Below are 15,814 nucleotides of genomic sequence, written 5' to 3' on the forward strand. Positions count from 1 at the left end.
ATCGCTTCAACTCCCAGCCGGGCGCTCGGCGGCGCGCCCGGCGCTGGCGACGATCGTCACCGCGGCGGGCAAGGGCGGATGATCGGGCGAGAAGCGCGGCATGACGATGTGCTGGGCGAGTGCCGGGATCGTGGCGCGTATCCGCTCGACGACCGCGCTGGCGAGCAGCCACGCGCCGTAATTGTCGTTATGGGTCAAGTCGGCGCCGGCGTTCGCGAAGGCGCGTGGCGCCACCGTCGGCCCCAGCGCCTGATAGATCGCGCGGCTATCCGCGTTGAGGTCGATCAGCGGCACATGCTGCGCTTTCGCGAGCGCGCGCACCGCCTGCGGATAGCCGCCCAGAGTAGCCTTGATCCGTCCCCGCGCGTCGAAGGTGCGCCGTTCGGGCGATGTCACCAGTACCGGATAGGCGCCACGCCGCCGCGCCTCGGCGACATAAGCGGCGAGATATGCCGGGTACGTGGTGTCGGCCGCGGCATAGGTCTGCGGCCATTCCGCCTTCTGGTCGTTGTGCCCGAACTGGATGAACAGCCAGTCGCCCGGCCTGATCCGCGACAGCACCTTGTCGAAGCGCAGATCGGTCAGGAAGCTCTTGAGCGTCGCGCCCGATCGCGCGTGGTTGGCGACCGCGATACTATCGTCGAGCATTGCCGGTAGCATCTGCCCCCAACTCGCATAGGGTTCGGCGGACTGATCGGTGACGGTGGAATCGCCGACGAGGTAGAGCGTCGGCGCGGTCGCCGATGCGATATCGACCGAGGTGACGCGCGGATCGCCGAGGAACTCCAGCGTCAGTTTGTCGTCCCAAGTATATTCGGCGCGGTCGCGTGCGTCGATCCGCACCGCGCTCCCGCCGGGCGCATTGGGCGGCGGTGCGGGCAGGGCGGGGGTGCGTACGTCGACGAGGAAACTCCGGGTGACGACCTGACCGGCGCGCGTCGCGACACCCCGGAGCACCAGCCGGCGCGCTTCCGCCTTGACGGTGGTCTCGCCGGTGACACGCGGGTCGCCGAGCCGCACCGTCACACGGTACAGCCCCTCCGGCACCGCCACGGAAAACGCGAAGTCCGTGCTGGAGCCGCCCGGTTCGATGCCGTGCCCGCCAACCTGATAGGGTTGGCGGTCGGGCGTGTTCGCCGACAGATCAAAATGTAGCGCCGCCGCCGGCGACGCGGCGGCCAGCAGCAGTGCGACGGCGGCGCTGGCAGGCAATGATGCATCCTCTCCGACGGATATCCGCCCGAACGACAGGTCTCGGCTCTCGTTCGAATAGTCCCACAAAATACGGTACATTTTCATATGTAGGGACTTTGAGCGCGTCAACGTAACTTTTCGGCTTTTCAAATGTGCGATTCTAAACCATATACATGAACTAAGTTCCACAATGTAGAACATTGGGACAATAAAGATGCTATCAAAAGGGGAGGTTTGACATGGCACGTGCGTTCCAGAAGACATCGGCGTGGCTTCACTGCACGTCCGGTGTGGCATTGATGATCGCCGCCGGGACCGCACTTCCCGCATATGCCCAGACCCCCACCGACGACGCCAAACCGCAACCGACCGCCACGCCGCCGTCCGACTCGGACGTGCAGGATATCGTCGTCACCGGCTTCCGCGCCTCGCTCGACAGCGCGCTCAACCTCAAGCGCACGCAAACCGCTGCGGTGGATTCGATCGTCGCCGAGGACATCGGCAAGTTCCCGGATTCGAACCTCGCCGAATCGATGCAGCGCATTCCGGGCGTTGCGCTCGCGCGGGGCGACGGCGGCGAGGGCAAGAACATCTCGGTGCGCGGCCTCGGCGCGCAGTTCACCCGCGTTCGCATCAACGGGATGGAAGGCGTTTCGCAGACCGGCAGCTCGGACATCTACGGCGCGGGCAACACCGGCCGCAGCTTCGACTTCAACGTCTTCCCGACCGAAATCTTCTCATCGCTATCGGTACGCAAGACGCCGTCGGCGGATGTCGAGGAAGGCTCGCTCGGCGCGACGGTCGATCTCGCCGCGCCGCATCCGCTCGACCAGAAGGACGATTTCGTCGTCGCGGCGACCGGCCGGGCGATCTACGGCGAAATCTCCAAGCGCGCCGATCCGCGCGTATCCGCGCTGATATCGAAGAAATTCGGAGAGGGCCGCTTCGGCATCCTCGGCTCGGTCGCCTACAACCAACGCCACTTGCGCGAAGTGGGCTATTCGGCGGTGGATATCCTGTCGGCCAACACCAACGGCGGCTTCTGCTCGCCGATCGGCGCGCCGATCAACACCGCCGGCCAGACCCCGGCACAGCTCGCGCTTCGCGGTGTCACGGCGACCAATTGCAGCACCAACAATCCGCGCACCGGCAGTCTTTCGGCCTATAACACGATCGTCAACGCGCGCCGGGCGGATGCGCCCAACACCGCCGGCAGTGGTGCGTTCTTCCCGCGCATTCCGCGCTACCTCAACTCGACGCAAAGCCAGGAGCGGATCGCCGGCACGCTGACGCTCCAGTTCAAGGATGGCGACGACACCGACATCTCGCTCGACCTGCTGTATTCGCGCTTCCACGTCATCCGCGACGACAATTATCTCGGGGCCATCTCGTTCGGCCGGTCGGCTTCGAACGACGGCCAGCCGATGACCTCCGTCACCGATCTGCAATTGTCCTCGCTGGGATCGGTACAATATGGCGCGTTCAACGGCGTCGATATCCGCTCCGAGGGCCTGCACGCCGATTTCACCTCGTCGTTCAAACAGGCCAATCTCAACTTCATGCACCGCTTCACCGACCGGCTGAAGATCACCGGCAAGTTCGGCCTCAACCAGTCGGTCTTCGACGATCACCAGCGTATCCAGTATTTCATGGACGCGATCGATAAGAGCTTCACGCTCGATTATCGCAAGGGCGGCACCACCCCGCTGCTCGGTTTCGGGTTCGACGTCACCAACCCGGCCAATTTCAACTATGCGCCGGGCCTCGCCGACGGCACCGTGCTCGGCGGCTTCTCGCTCCAGGGCAAGCCGGCCAAGACCACGACCGACGGCTATCTGGCCGAATTCGAAGCCGATTGGGAGATCAACGACGCGCTCACGCTGCGCGGCGGCGCGCAATATCGCCAGTCGAAACAATCGGGCATCGATACGCGCTATTACACCGCCGACACGCTGGTGAAGGCGCTGCCCGCCGGCACGTCGCTTGCCAGCATCTCGTCGCAGATCAGCAACTTCGGCGCGTTGTGGGGCAATGGCGCGCCCGCGAGCTGGGCGACGCTCGACTGGAAGAAGCTCTACGACACCGCCAACCTCGGCGCGTCGCGGAGTTGCACCATCGAATGCGGTAGCCCCAAGCCGATCGTCCGCGAGGAGGAGAGGAGCGCGTTCGCGATGGGCGTGTTCGATCTGACCGATGCGATCGGTTTCGGCGTGCGTGGTGATGTCGGCGTGCGGTACATCAACACGCTGCAATTCTCTTCAGGCTATGTATCCGTCGCGAGCCCCGCCTCGCCGACCGGCGTGACCGGACTCTATGGCGCGGTGACGCGCAGTTACGACGATTGGCTGCCCTCCGCGAACATCGTGTTCGAGCCGGTCAGGAACCTGCTGCTGCGCGTATCCGGCGCCAAGGTGATGTCGCGGCCCGAATTGGGCGTCCTCACGCCGACCAGCGGCGTCAACCCGGTCACCCGCACCGGCACGGTCAATAACCCTCTGCTCGAACCGATCCGCGCGAACACCTTCGATGCCGCGCTCGAATGGTATTTCCGGCCCGGCTCGCTGCTGTCGGCTGCGTTCTTCTACAAGGATATCAAGACCTACATCCAGAGCGTGACCAGCCTGGTGCCGTATACCGATCTCGGCCTGCCGGTGGCGCTGCTCGACGGCAGCAACACCCAGCCGACCGAATTGTTCAGCGTGACGCGCCCGGTCAACACGCCGGGCGGCAAGCTCAAGGGCGTCGAGATCAACGCGCAACTGCCGTTCACCTTCCTGCACGGTTTCCTGAGCAATTTCGGCGCGCTCGGCAATTACACCCACGTCACGTCGCGGATCAATTACTGCCTGACCAGCGTGGGCGGGGTCTGCACCGTGACCACCACCAACGATCTCGTCGGCCTGTCCAAGAACACCGCTTCGGGAACGCTCTACTACGAGGACCGCAAGTTCAGCATTCGTGGCACGGTCAATTATCGCGGGCCGTTCATTCGCGGCATCCCGGCCTCGGCGGGCAGCGATCTGCAAGGCAATGCGCAGACCACCTATGTCGATGCGTCGGCCTCGTACAACATCACCGACAATTTCAAGCTCATCATCGAGGCGCAGAACCTCACCGATCAGCAGAACCGGCTCTATACCGACAGCCAGCGCAAGGACACTTTGTACCAGACGCGCGTGGGCCGTACCTTCGCGGTGGGCGTCAACGCGCGGTTCTGAGGGAGGGAGCGCCTAGCGCTCCCGCCCGTCAATGATGCGGAATTCGCCGCTGCAATGGAGCATGCTCATCAGATAGAGCATGCCGTCGAAATAGCGTTGCTCGCCGGTCGGCAGCGGCATGTCCCACAGCGCCCTGAGGAACGCCTTCGAGTTCGCACCGGGCGTGGCCGCGAAGCCGCCCACGGCTGCGGCGGCGAGCATGCCCGGCGAGTGGCGGGTCGAGAGCGGCTCGCCATCGAGCGTGTAGCGGTCGGCGAAGCGGTCGATACCCTGCGCAGAGAGGAAGCCCTGCACGCGGTCACTCAGCACCCGCTGGCGCAAATCCTTGCCCCACCAGGCGTAATCGACCGACCAGTTGCTGACCGTGCGCCAGCTATCATAGCCGAACGGATCGGGCTTGCCGTCGCGCGTGAGCATCGTCGATCCGTCGAAATGGCTGCGATCCGGGGCAAGGCCGGTCTTCGGGTCGGTGACCGTGACGAAGAACGCGCGACTGGCATCGGCGGCGCGCGCCCAGAAGGCGCGATCCTCGACCGGACCCCAGCGCGCCCACAATTCGTAGAAGGCGGGCAGATGGTAGGAGGCGTCGGTGCCTTCGACATTGGTCTCCGCCACGAAACGCACCATCGTATGCGCCTCATCCACCATCGGTCCAACGGTGACGGGGCGCGGGCGGCGGTCGGGGTGGTAGGGCGGCCAGGGCGTGCCCGCTTTCGCCGCCTCGGCAGCCGCCGCGCGATTGTTGAGGCTTGGCCACGGCACGTCGGGTTCGACGAACGGCGCATCGCCGGGGTGGATGCGGAACGGCGGGGTTCCGGTCAGCAGCGGATGGTGGCGCATACCGCGCAGGATGCGATCGGCCTCGGCCTGATAATCGTAGATGCCCTTGCCATTGCCCCAGCGCCGCGCGGCGAACAGCAAGGCCATCGCATAATATTCCTCACCGTCAGGCGCGGCGCCGGTCGAACGCGGCGATCCGTCGGTCGCCATCGACCAGGCGAAATAGCCGACCGAGGGGTTCTTGGGATCGGTGACGAGCATGTGAGTCTTCGACCAGTTCCACAGCGCGTCGAACTCGCGCTTGTGGCCGAGCTGGACGGCGATCATCATGCCGTAGCTCATGCCCTCGGTGCGGGCATCGTTGTTCGCCCAGTCGGTGATGTAGGCGAGCGGGCCATTGGCATTGGCGCCGGTCTCGAAATAGACGCGCTGTTCCTGCCCGTCTCCGTGGAAGAATTGCTGGAACGCCGCCTCCATCTTGGCCCGCGCCGCGCCCGGCTTGGTGCCGAGCTGCTCGGCGAAGAGATCGCGGTAGCGGTGAGTCTTGAACGCGCCTTGGCCGTCGCCGGGAAAGTGTGTGGCCGGCGCGGGCGGCTGCGCGAACGCCGGGCCGATCGCCAGCAGACCAGCGGCGATCGCGGCGGTCAGGATCGTAGCGCGCGGACGATTGATAGCCATTGTACATCCTCTCGCAAACCGCCGGCATCCGCCGATCGGTATTATGATAGCGCAACCATAAAGCACGGATCTGGAAGCGCAATCGCGCTTCCGTATCCCACGCCCGCTGCTATGATATCGGTAACGGCAGGCAACGGCCGAGTCATGGGAGAGACCTGATGCGCAAGACCGGATGGATACTGCTGGCCTGCGCCGCGCTGCTCGCAAATGCGCCCCAAGACCCCGATCCGGTCCCGCCGCCCACATTCGTCTCGATCCCGCTCTGGCCCAAAGGTCCGCCCGGCAAGGATACGCGCCTGGTCACGCCCGAGGTGGCGCGCGATTATTGGGTGCGCAACGTCCGCACTCCGTCGCTACTCGCGTTCCCGGCGCTGCCCGCGCACAACAATGGCGCGGCGATCGTCGTCATTCCCGGCGGCGGGCACAAGATCCTCGTCTGGACCAACGAAGGCACCAAGGCGGCGACCGCACTCAACCGGATGGGCATCTCGGCGTTCGTGCTCAAATACCGGCTCGCGCGCGAACCCGGCTCGCCGTATTCGATCGAGGGCGACGCTGCGGACGATGCACGCCGGGCGGTGCGCTGGGTGCGCGCGCATGCGGCGGAGTATGGCGTCGATCCGGCGCGGGTCGGCGTGATGGGCTTTTCGGCGGGCGGCGAACTCGTCTCGCTGATCGCGGACAATCCCGAACCGGCGGGGCGGCCGAAGACCGACGCGATCGATTCGCTTTCGGCGCGGCCCGACTTCCAGGTGCTGGTCTTTCCCGGCCCGCTCGGCATTCCGGGCACCGCCGCCGCATCCGCGCCGCCGGCGTTCATCACCGCCGGCAGCCTCGATCCGTGCTGCGCCGCGCCGTCTGTCGCGCTGTACGAGCAGTTGCGCAAGGCGGGCGTGCAGGCCGAACTGCACATGTATGCCGACAGCGGCCACGCCTTCAATCTCGACGAGTCGAACCGCATCGGCATCCTGCATTGGCCCGACCGGCTCAACGACTGGCTCGCCGACGGCGGCTGGCTATCCCCGCGCCCGCCGGCGCGGTGACCGCTCATGCCCGGCGCGTCGCGTCCAGCGTGGCGAGCCGCGCGGTCACGTCGGCGCGCGCGAGCAGCGCGTCGGTCGCCTCTGGCATGCGGCGGCGCCAGTTGGGATGTTCGTCGATCGTACCGGGCAGGTTGGGCTGTTCGACCGCGCCGATGACATCCTCGAACGGCACGATCGCCAGCGCGGACGGGGTCGAACCGATGAAGGCGAGCGCGGCATCGACGGCGGGGGCTGGCTCCTGTGCGGTGGGTTCTGGTCCGTCCGCCACATTCGCCGTCACGAAGGCGCTCCACAGCCTTTCGCGGTCTTCGGCCCGCGCTGCCTGATCTGCGGTTTCGTCGGCGGCGGACGAACTGCGCCCGAGCCGCCACGTCCAGTCGATGTCGCGTCCGCGCCACCAGCCGGCGACGGTGGCAAGGTCGTGCGTTCCAGTCATCGCCGCCGCGTCGCGGGCGTAGCTGGCGGGGGGGCGGAAGCCGCCGTCCGCGTAACGCTCGAACCACAGCACGCGCATGCCGAGCATTGCCCGCTCGTCCATCGCCGGGCGGAAACCCTCGGGCACGGTGCCGAGGTCTTCGCCGATCACGACTGCCCGGGCGCGGTGCGATTCGAGCGCAATGAGGCGGAGCATGTCCTCCATCGGCATGGTCAGATACGCGCCCTCGGTGGGCGACGCGCCTTCGGGCACCACCCACAACCGACGTAGCCCGAGCGCGTGGTCGATACGGATGCCGCCCGCGTGGCCGATCGCGGCGCGCATCGTCGCGATGAACGGCGCGAAGCCGGTGCGCTGCAACGCGCGCGGCGCGAAAGCGGTGATGCCCCAGCTTTGCCCGTCGGGGCCGAGCGGATCGGGCGGCGCGCCGATCGACAGGCCGGTGAGCAGATCGTCGGGGCGGCTCCAGGCATGGCTGCCGCCGGTGTCCATGCCGACCGCGAGATCGGCGATCAGCCCGACGCCCATGCCGGCATCGGTGGCGGCGTGCTGCGCGGCTTGCAGGCTGCGCGCGGCGAGCCATTGCAGGAACAGGTAGAAGCCGACCTCTTCGCCGTGTTCGGTGGCGAAGCTGGCGACCGCTGCGCTGGCGGGGTCGTGATAGGCCACCGGCCAGTCCCGCCAGCCGCGTGCGCCGGTGCGCGCGAAGAAATGCGCGTGCAGCGCATCGAAGCGGGCGTGGCGTTCGAGGTCTTCGCCACCGTCGTCGGCGTAGGCGGCGACTTCGGTGCGGATCGCTTCCGGGCGGGCGTCATAGGCTGCGCGCAGGATGCGCAGCCGCTCGGGGATGGCGTGATGCCAGTCGATCAGGTCGCCGCTTGGCGGGGTGCTGGCGGATGCGCCGGCGAGCGCCGGATCGGCGTAGAGGACGTTCAGGAAGGACCGGGTCGATGGCGCATAGGGGCTGAAGCGGCTGCTGTCGGCGGGGAACAGCGCGTGGACCGGGCTGATCGCGAGCGCATCGGCGCCGCGCGCGGCGAAAGCGCGGGCGGTGTTGGCGAGCGTGCCGAAATCGCCGAACGCGGTGGCGGAGCCGTCTCGCAACGCGGCGATCTGGACCGACGGCGCCCAGATGCGGCGGCTGCCGACCGCGTCCGCGACCGAGAAGCAGCGCGACGGCGCGACGGCGAGGCGGATTTCGCGATCACCGACGATGAGGCGATGGTAGCCGGGGGTGGCGATCGCCGGGATTTCGAGGCGGTCGCCGGTTTCCGTCAGCATGATGTCGCTGCGGCTGCCATCCTCGAAGACCACGTCGGCCAGCCCCGCCGCGCCGCAGCCCGAGGGGAGGGCGATCGGCCGCCCGGCATCGCCGCTGACGAAGTCGCACGCAGCCGGGTCGTCCGGCGTTGGGTCGCCGAGCGCGGCGAGGATCGCCGTCAGCGATTCGTCGGAGACACGCTGCGGCTTGCCCTGCGCATCTTCCCAGTCGATCTGTAGCCCGGCGGCGCGTGCGTGGTCGTGGAGTGTGCTCATGGTTCGATTCACTCCTCTGGTCGGTCGATCGTGTCAAAGCGCGATCTCGCGCTTGGTTGCGTTGGAAACGGCTGGAAGCAATGCCGTAAATCTGTAACAGACTCGGCTTGCACCCCATCGGAGCATACCCATCCGTCAAATCGCCGCCTTGCCGTACCGCTCCGAAGCACATGCGATCGATGCGCCGGTCCGAATCCTGCTGGTCACGTCGCGCGAAACGCGGCGCTGGGTGATCCCCAAGGGCAACCACCCGGCGGGAATGAGCGCACACGCCGCCGCCGCGCTGGAGGCCGAGGAAGAGGCGGGCGTGCAGGGGCTGATCTGCCCCGAGCCGCTCGGCTCCTACCGCTACCGCAAGAAACGCCGCAGTGGCGCATCGCTGCTGATCGATGTCGACGTTTTTCCGCTCGCCGTCAGCAACGAACTCACCGCCTGGAAGGAGCAGGCGCAGCGGGAACGGCGCTGGGTCAGCCTCGCCGAAGCGGCGGAAATGGTCGACGAACCGGATTTGCGTGACCTGATCCGATCTTTCGGCCAAGCGGAATTCAGGGCGGCAGCGCAGCGTACCGGCATCCTCCATGCCGTCGCCGCGCGATCGAAGGTGAGTGGCATGTTTGCGTGGTTTCAAAGATTGCTTCCGAAGTCAGGCAATTTCTTCGATCTGTTCGAGGCGCATGCCATGACCGTCGTCGCCGGCGCGAACGCGCTGTCGCGGCTGCTGCAGGATGGCGACCGCGAGCATATCCGCGAGGTGATCGAGCGCGAGCATGACGCCGACGAGATCATCCGCGAGGTGCTGACCACCGTTCGCGAGACCTTCCTGACCCCCTTCGATCGCGGCGCGATCACCAGCCTGATCGGTTCGCTCGACGATGCGATCGACGAGATGCAGGCGGCGGTGCAGGCGATCGACATGTACGACATGACCGTGTTCGAGCCGGAAATGAAGGACATGGCCGCGATCATCGTCGATGCGGCGCGGCTCACCGCCGAGGCGATGCCGCTGCTGCGCGATGTCGCGCGCAATGGTGTGCGACTCCACGAACTGACCGAGCGGCTGGTGCGGATGGAGAGCCACGGCGACGACATCCACACCGCCGGGCTGAAACGCGCGTTCAAGGAGCTGGGGCCGATCGACGCGCTGCGCTTCTCCGTTCAGCGCGAGGTCTACAAGCATCTCGAACGGATCATCGACGCGTTCGAGGATGTCGCGAACGAGATCGACGGCATCGTCATCGATCACGCCTGATGTACGAACTCGCGTTACCGCTGCTCATCGGCCTCATTCTGGTCGCGCTGGCGTTTGATTTTCTCAACGGGCTTCACGATGCCGCCAATGCGATCGCCACGGTGGTCGCGACTCGGCTGCTGAAGCCCGTGCATGCGGTGCTGTTCGCGGCGGCGTTCAACGGCGCCGCCTATTTCCTGACGATCACCTTTCCCGCCTTGCACAAGGTCGCCGATACGATCGGACAGGGGCTGATCGCGCGCGATCTGATCACGCCCGGCGTGGTGTTCGGTGCGCTGGTCGGCGCGATGTTCTGGAACGTGGTGACGTGGGTGAAGGGAATCCCCTCGTCGAGCAGCCACGCCCTGGTTGGCGGGATGATCGGCGCGGGGGTGGCACATGCCGGCGTCGGCGGTATCCAGTGGGTCGGCCTCAACAAGACGCTGATCGCGATCGTGCTGTCGCCGACGCTCGGCATGATCTTGGCGATGCTGGTGATGCTGGTGACGAGCTGGCTGTTCCGCCGCGCCACGTCGGGCGGCGCCGAGCGCAGCTTCCGCGTGCTGCACCTGATCTCTTCGGGCGCCTATTCGCTGAGCCACGGGCTCAACGATGCGCAGAAGACGATGGGGATCATCACCGTCCTGCTCTATTCGACGGGTTATCTGCACGGCCATTTCGAAGTGCCGCATTGGGTGGCGGTGAGTTGCTATATCGCGATCGCTTTGGGCACGCTGAGCGGCGGCTGGAAGATCATCGAGACGATGGGGTCGCGGATCACCAAATTGTCGCAGCATCAGGGGTTCAGCGCGTCGCTGAGCGGATCGATCATCCTGTTCAGCGCATCGTGGCTCGGCATTCCGGTCTCGACCACGCACACCATCACCGGCGCGATCATAGGCGCTGGCACGGCGCGGCGCGCCTCGGCGGTGCGCTGGGGGATCGCCGGCAACGTCATGATCGCGTGGGTCATCACCATTCCCGCCTCGGCGGCGGTCGGCGCGCTGTTCTATCTGCTGACGACTTTGTTCTAAGCCGGTCAGGTGGCCGCCGCCCGCGCGCGGATCAGGACGGCCATGTTCTTGGCGAAAACGGCAGTGCTGATCCCCGGCACGGGCTGCGGATCGGGATAGGGCGAGGTATCGGTGTCATCGCCGACATAGGTGTGCGAGAAGTCGCCCGGCACGGGTTTCTCATAGCCGTCGCGCGTGTAGATGTGGCTGGTGGTATGCAGCGGCGTCACCCAGCGATGATCGGCATCGAGCGCGGCGAGAATTGCGGCGACCTCGTCCTGCGCCCCCGGTGAAACGGTGCTCGGGGCGGTCGTCTTGAGATCGCGAATCGTGACGTCGCCGAGCGTGAAATAGCGCGGCAGCGGGTGGCGGCTGCCCTTGAGTGCGGACCCTGCGACGACTTCCGCGACCGGGCGCGCCGACAGCGCGGCATAGCGCGCGCGCAGCTTCGCCACGTCGGGCGAGCGGAACGAGCTGTAGTGCGCGATCGTGTTGCGCGGATCGTCATCATGATAATATTCGCCGTTGACGACATCCGAACCGCGCCGGTGAATGTACATCGGCGTGTTGGTGCCGACTTCGGTGAAGGTCGGGTAGCGCCGCTGCGGATCGATGCTGGCGGGCAGGCGGATCGAATCGAGCCAGTCGAGCGCCTCGGGCAGACGGCGCAGAAATTTTTGATCGCCGGTCAGCTCGTAGAAATCCATCATCAGCGCGACGTTGGTCGCGGTGGTGTGTGAGACGAGCGCCTTGGGTTCGTAGGTGCGCGCGCTCGCCGGCTTGAGATCGGCGACGGTGTGCTGCAGGCCCCAGCCGGGTTGCGGCTGGGGTTGCTGCGCGCGCACGAAACAGTCCATCGCCCGCGCGATGGGATCGAGCACGCGCTCGTCGCCGAGCGTCTGCCAGACCATCAGCAGGAAGGCGATGTTCTCCGCCGCGACATCGTCGTTGAAGGTGATGAACGAGGTATAGTCGGGCAGGCCGTGGTCGTGGAATTCGTCACGCAACGGAAAGCGCTGCGGCCAGCCGCCGACCGGATATTGGCTCGCCAGTACGAAGCCGAGCACCTTGTCGAGCGAAGCCCGGTAACGCTGCTCGCGCTTTTCCAGATACATGCGCAGCATGAACTTCGCGCAATCGGCGGTGCAACTGTCGTCATAGGTGGCGTTGCCGTAATAATGCTGGAATTCCTCCAGCCGCCAGCCGTTCTTGCCGATCGTATCGTACCAGCGCCGGATCGACTGTTCGCCGGCGAGATCGAAATGATAGTTCCAGCCGCCGCTGTCGTGCTGGCCACGGATCAGCACGTCGGCCGCCGCAGCCGCCGCCTTGTAGAAATAGGCGTTGCCGGTGGCGTGATAGGCGTCGAGGAAGACCTGTCCCATCAGCGGTGTACCCGGGTTCTGAATCCAAACGCTGGTCGGATAGGCCTGCATCTCGCCCCATTCGCGCGAGCGGTCGAGCAGCACCTGCCAGACGTAGCCGCCCTGATGGCTGACCTTTTCGACCATGTACTTCGCCGCGCCGAGCATCGCCGCATCGATCGCGGCGGACGCGGGCGCCGCTTCGGCCGCGCGTGGCGCGACGGCGGCCGCGATGCCGAGCGCGGCGGTTCCCGCGAGCAGATCGCGGCGGGTGACGGCGGCGTGGTGCATCCAAGTCTCTCCTGGCGTGCCGGATAGCTTTCCGACGTCTTTGGTTACCGGTGTCATTCATACGGCTTCAGCGTCGCAACGCAACCATCAGAATGACGCGATGGATCGCGTCGCGCGGTTGGGATACGCGGGTGGGATACGGGGCGCAGTGAAGTTCGTTTGACCCGTGGAGAACGCAAATGGCCGATGCCGACGACAGCGCGAACAACCAGCCCGCCGGCTACGTGCCCCCGGACGTCTGGACGTGGGACACCACCAATGGCGGGCAGTTCGCCAACATCAATCGACCGATTTCCGGCGCGACACACGAGCGCGTGTTGCCGGTCGGCAAACATCCGCTCCAGCTTTATTCGCTCGGCACACCCAACGGCCAGAAGGTCACGATCCTGCTCGAAGAGCTGCTCGCGGCCGGCCATGCCGGCGCTGAGTACGATGCGTGGCTGATCGAGATCGGCAAGGGCGACCAGTTCGGCAGCGGCTTCGTCGCGATCAATCCCAATTCCAAGATCCCGGCGCTGGCGGACCATTCGCTCGACCCGCCGCTTCGCCTGTTCGAGAGCGGCTCGATCCTTGTCTATCTTGCCGAGACATTCGGCGCGTTCCTGCCGACCGAACCGCGTGCGCGGGCCGAGACGTTCAACTGGTTGATGTGGCAGATGGGATCGGCGCCGTTCGTCGGCGGCGGCTTCGGGCATTTCTACGCATATGCGCCTTTCAAGATCCAATATGCGATCGACCGATATGCGATGGAGACCAAGCGCCAGTTGCATGTGCTCGACACGCATCTCACCGACCATCGCTACCTTGCCGGCGATACCTATACGATCGCCGATATGGCGGTATGGCCGTGGTACGGCGGCGTCTTGAACGGCGCCTATGGTGCGCAGACGTTCCTGTCCGTGGCCGACTATCCCAATCTCGCGCGCTGGTCCGAACTGATCGCGTCGCGCCCGGCGGTGAAGCGCGGCCGGATCGTCAACCGCATCGTCGGCGATGTGCAACTGCGCGAACGGCACGACGCGAGGGATTTCGATGCCTTCGGTCTTAACGCGTAGGGCGGATCCGGAAACGGCGGATAGATAGGAAAGCGGTGAAATATTTGTCCGCCGCAGCGGAACAATCGACGTGTCGTTTCGGTATATATTTGCGGTTACTATAAATTGTTAATGCTCCCCGGGGCGGTTTTAAAATATAACAAAACGAACCACTTAGCTGATGGGTTGGGAGGATGGAGAGACTGGGGCCGACAATGACTGGAAAATGGGCCTCGACGAGGATCTTCTCGAACACCTGGAACGGCGCGTGAGCCGCCCCGGCGAAGCGGACGAAGGTGGCCGCGCGCCGGGCTTCGAACAGACCTCGCGCGAATTGGAGGAGCGGTATCGCTATACCATCGCGCTCAGTCCGCTTGTCGCATGGACGGCGTGGCCGAACGGCGACATCCTCGATATCGACGAGCCGGGTCTGGCGCGAACCGGGTTGAGCCTGGGCGAAGTGCGGGGGCAGGGCTTCTTCGCGGTGGTCCATCCCGACGACCGCCAGAACGTCGCGACGATGTGGCGCCGTAACGCATCGCTGGGGCATGACATCGACAACGAGGTTCGCATGCGGATGCGCGACGGCAGCTATCGCTGGCATCGTTCACGCGCGGCGCCGCTGAAAGACTCGTCGGGCAAGATCCTGCGCTGGTACGGCACAATCGAGGATGTTCACGACCGCAAGCTGGCCGCGGATTCGATCCGGTGGGCGGCCGAGCATGACAGCCTTACCGGCATCTGGGCGCGTGCGGCGTTCCTTGCCGGGCTGGATACCGTTGTGCATCGCGCGGCCGAAGCCGGCTCCGAGGTCGCGCTCGTGCTGTTCGATCTCGACAATTTCAAACAGGTCAACGATCAGTTCGGGCATGACACCGGCGACGCATTGCTGAAGGATGTCGCCGCGCGCCTGAGCGAAGCGGCGGAGGTGCCGGCGATGGTCGGTCGGCTTGGCGGTGACGAATTCGCCTTGTTCCTCGCGCGGCCTGATACGGCGCGGCTCATCGCCGCGATCGATCAGGCGGTCGCCGCGTTGGACGCCCCGTTTCGCTACGAAGCGGTCACCTATCATTGTCGCAGCAGCGTCGGCGTCGCGCTGTATCCCGCGGACGGGGCGGAGAGCGACACGCTGCGCAAGAACGCCGATCTCGCTCTGTACGACGCCAAGGGCGGCGGCGGCGGGACGCTGCGCTATTTTCGCGGAGAATTGCGCCAGCAGATGCAGGAGCGGCTGTCGATGCTGTCGATCGCCCGCGATGCGCTCGATCGCGATTTGATCCTGCCATATTATCAGCCGAAGATCGATCTTCGCACCGGGCGCATCGCCGGGTTCGAAGCCTTGTTGCGCTGGAACCACCCGGGGAACGGCGTACAGCCCCCGGCGACGATCGCGGCCGCCTTCGACGACCCGGAACTGGCGCTCGCGCTCGGCGAGCGGATGCAGGACAGGGTGCTCGCCGACGTTCGGGCGTGGCGCGAGCGTGGTGTGAATACCGGTCGCATCGCGATCAACGCTTCAGCGATGGAGTTTCGCGGCGCGGATTTCGCGATCAAGCTGATCGCGCGCCTCGCCGCGTTCGGGGTGCCCGCCACCAGCATCGAACTCGAAATCACCGAAGGCGTGTTTTTCGACAATAGCGACGCGCACGTGTTGCGGATCATCTCTGCGCTGCGCGACGCGGGTATCACCATCGCGCTCGACGATTTCGGGACGGGCTATGCGTCGCTGGCGCATCTCAAGCAATTCCCCGTCGACGTCCTCAAGATCGACCGGTCGTTCGTCGATGCGCCATCGGCGTGCGACTGGACGATCGTTCGCGCCATCATCGGGCTGGGCAAGGGGCTTGGTATCAGGACAGTGGCGGAAGGGGTCGAAACGGTCGAGCGGCGCGATGCGCTTTTGAACGATGGTTGCGACTTCGGGCAGGGCTATCTGTTCAGCGCTCCGGTCGCGGGTGCGGCGGTGGCGGATCTGCTCGAAGCGGATCGCGTGCGATAA

Annotated in this window: 10 protein-coding genes; 6 read left to right on the forward strand and 4 right to left on the reverse strand. The window is 65.8% G+C overall.

Annotation, left to right across the window (positions count from 1 at the left end; translation table 11 throughout):
• Nucleotides 1–6: 6 nt before the first annotated feature.
• Nucleotides 7–1,212 carry a rhamnogalacturonan acetylesterase gene (locus J0A91_RS13090; protein WP_069205279.1) on the reverse strand — a complete coding sequence of 402 codons (1,206 nt, stop codon included), beginning with the start codon at nt 1,210–1,212 and terminating at the stop codon, nt 7–9.
• Between the two features lie 221 nt (nt 1,213–1,433).
• Between J0A91_RS13090 and J0A91_RS13095 the strand changes: the two genes are divergently transcribed.
• Nucleotides 1,434–4,412, forward strand: coding sequence for a TonB-dependent receptor (locus J0A91_RS13095; RefSeq protein WP_069205280.1), 2,979 nt, complete (start codon nt 1,434–1,436; stop codon nt 4,410–4,412).
• A 12-nt stretch (nt 4,413–4,424) separates the two neighbouring features.
• On the opposite strand, the gene J0A91_RS13100 is transcribed toward J0A91_RS13095, so the two are convergent.
• Complete coding sequence (locus J0A91_RS13100; RefSeq protein ID WP_069205281.1) at nt 4,425–5,870, reverse strand: family 8 glycosyl hydrolase; 1,446 nt, start codon at nt 5,868–5,870, stop codon at nt 4,425–4,427.
• A 158-nt stretch (nt 5,871–6,028) separates the two neighbouring features.
• On the opposite strand from J0A91_RS13100, the gene J0A91_RS13105 reads away from it, so the two are divergent.
• Nucleotides 6,029–6,913 (forward strand): alpha/beta hydrolase, encoded by an 885-nt coding sequence (locus tag J0A91_RS13105; protein ID WP_069205282.1) that lies wholly within the window; start codon nt 6,029–6,031, stop codon nt 6,911–6,913.
• 4 nt (nt 6,914–6,917) lie between these two features.
• On the opposite strand, the gene malQ is transcribed toward J0A91_RS13105, so the two are convergent.
• Nucleotides 6,918–8,885: a 4-alpha-glucanotransferase gene (gene malQ / locus J0A91_RS13110; protein WP_069205283.1), complete on the reverse strand. Its 1,968-nt coding sequence runs from the start codon at nt 8,883–8,885 to the stop codon at nt 6,918–6,920.
• Between the two features lie 148 nt (nt 8,886–9,033).
• Between malQ and J0A91_RS13115 the strand changes: the two genes are divergently transcribed.
• Both J0A91_RS13115 and J0A91_RS13120 read left to right on the forward strand, forming a co-directional pair.
• Nucleotides 9,034–10,134 (forward strand): DUF47 family protein, encoded by a 1,101-nt coding sequence (locus J0A91_RS13115; RefSeq protein ID WP_240502002.1) that lies wholly within the window; start codon nt 9,034–9,036, stop codon nt 10,132–10,134.
• Nucleotides 10,134–11,147 carry an inorganic phosphate transporter gene (locus J0A91_RS13120; RefSeq protein WP_069205284.1) on the forward strand — a complete coding sequence of 338 codons (1,014 nt, stop codon included), beginning with the start codon at nt 10,134–10,136 and terminating at the stop codon, nt 11,145–11,147. The genes J0A91_RS13115 and J0A91_RS13120 overlap by 1 nt, the downstream gene beginning before the upstream one ends.
• Nucleotides 11,148–11,152: 5 nt before the next feature.
• On the opposite strand, the gene J0A91_RS13125 is transcribed toward J0A91_RS13120, so the two are convergent.
• Complete coding sequence (locus J0A91_RS13125) at nt 11,153–12,781, reverse strand: pectate lyase (protein WP_069205285.1); 1,629 nt, start codon at nt 12,779–12,781, stop codon at nt 11,153–11,155.
• A 179-nt stretch (nt 12,782–12,960) separates the two neighbouring features.
• On the opposite strand from J0A91_RS13125, the gene yghU reads away from it, so the two are divergent.
• Nucleotides 12,961–13,836: a glutathione-dependent disulfide-bond oxidoreductase gene (gene yghU / locus J0A91_RS13130; protein ID WP_069205286.1), complete on the forward strand. Its 876-nt coding sequence runs from the start codon at nt 12,961–12,963 to the stop codon at nt 13,834–13,836.
• Nucleotides 13,837–13,996: 160 nt separating this feature from the next.
• The gene (locus tag J0A91_RS13135) at nt 13,997–15,814 is read left to right on the forward strand and encodes a putative bifunctional diguanylate cyclase/phosphodiesterase (protein ID WP_083224670.1); all 1,818 of its coding nucleotides are present in this window, start codon (nt 13,997–13,999) and stop codon (nt 15,812–15,814) included.

This window comes from Sphingomonas panacis (genome assembly GCF_001717955.1).
Lineage (GTDB): Bacteria > Pseudomonadota > Alphaproteobacteria > Sphingomonadales > Sphingomonadaceae > Sphingomonas > Sphingomonas panacis.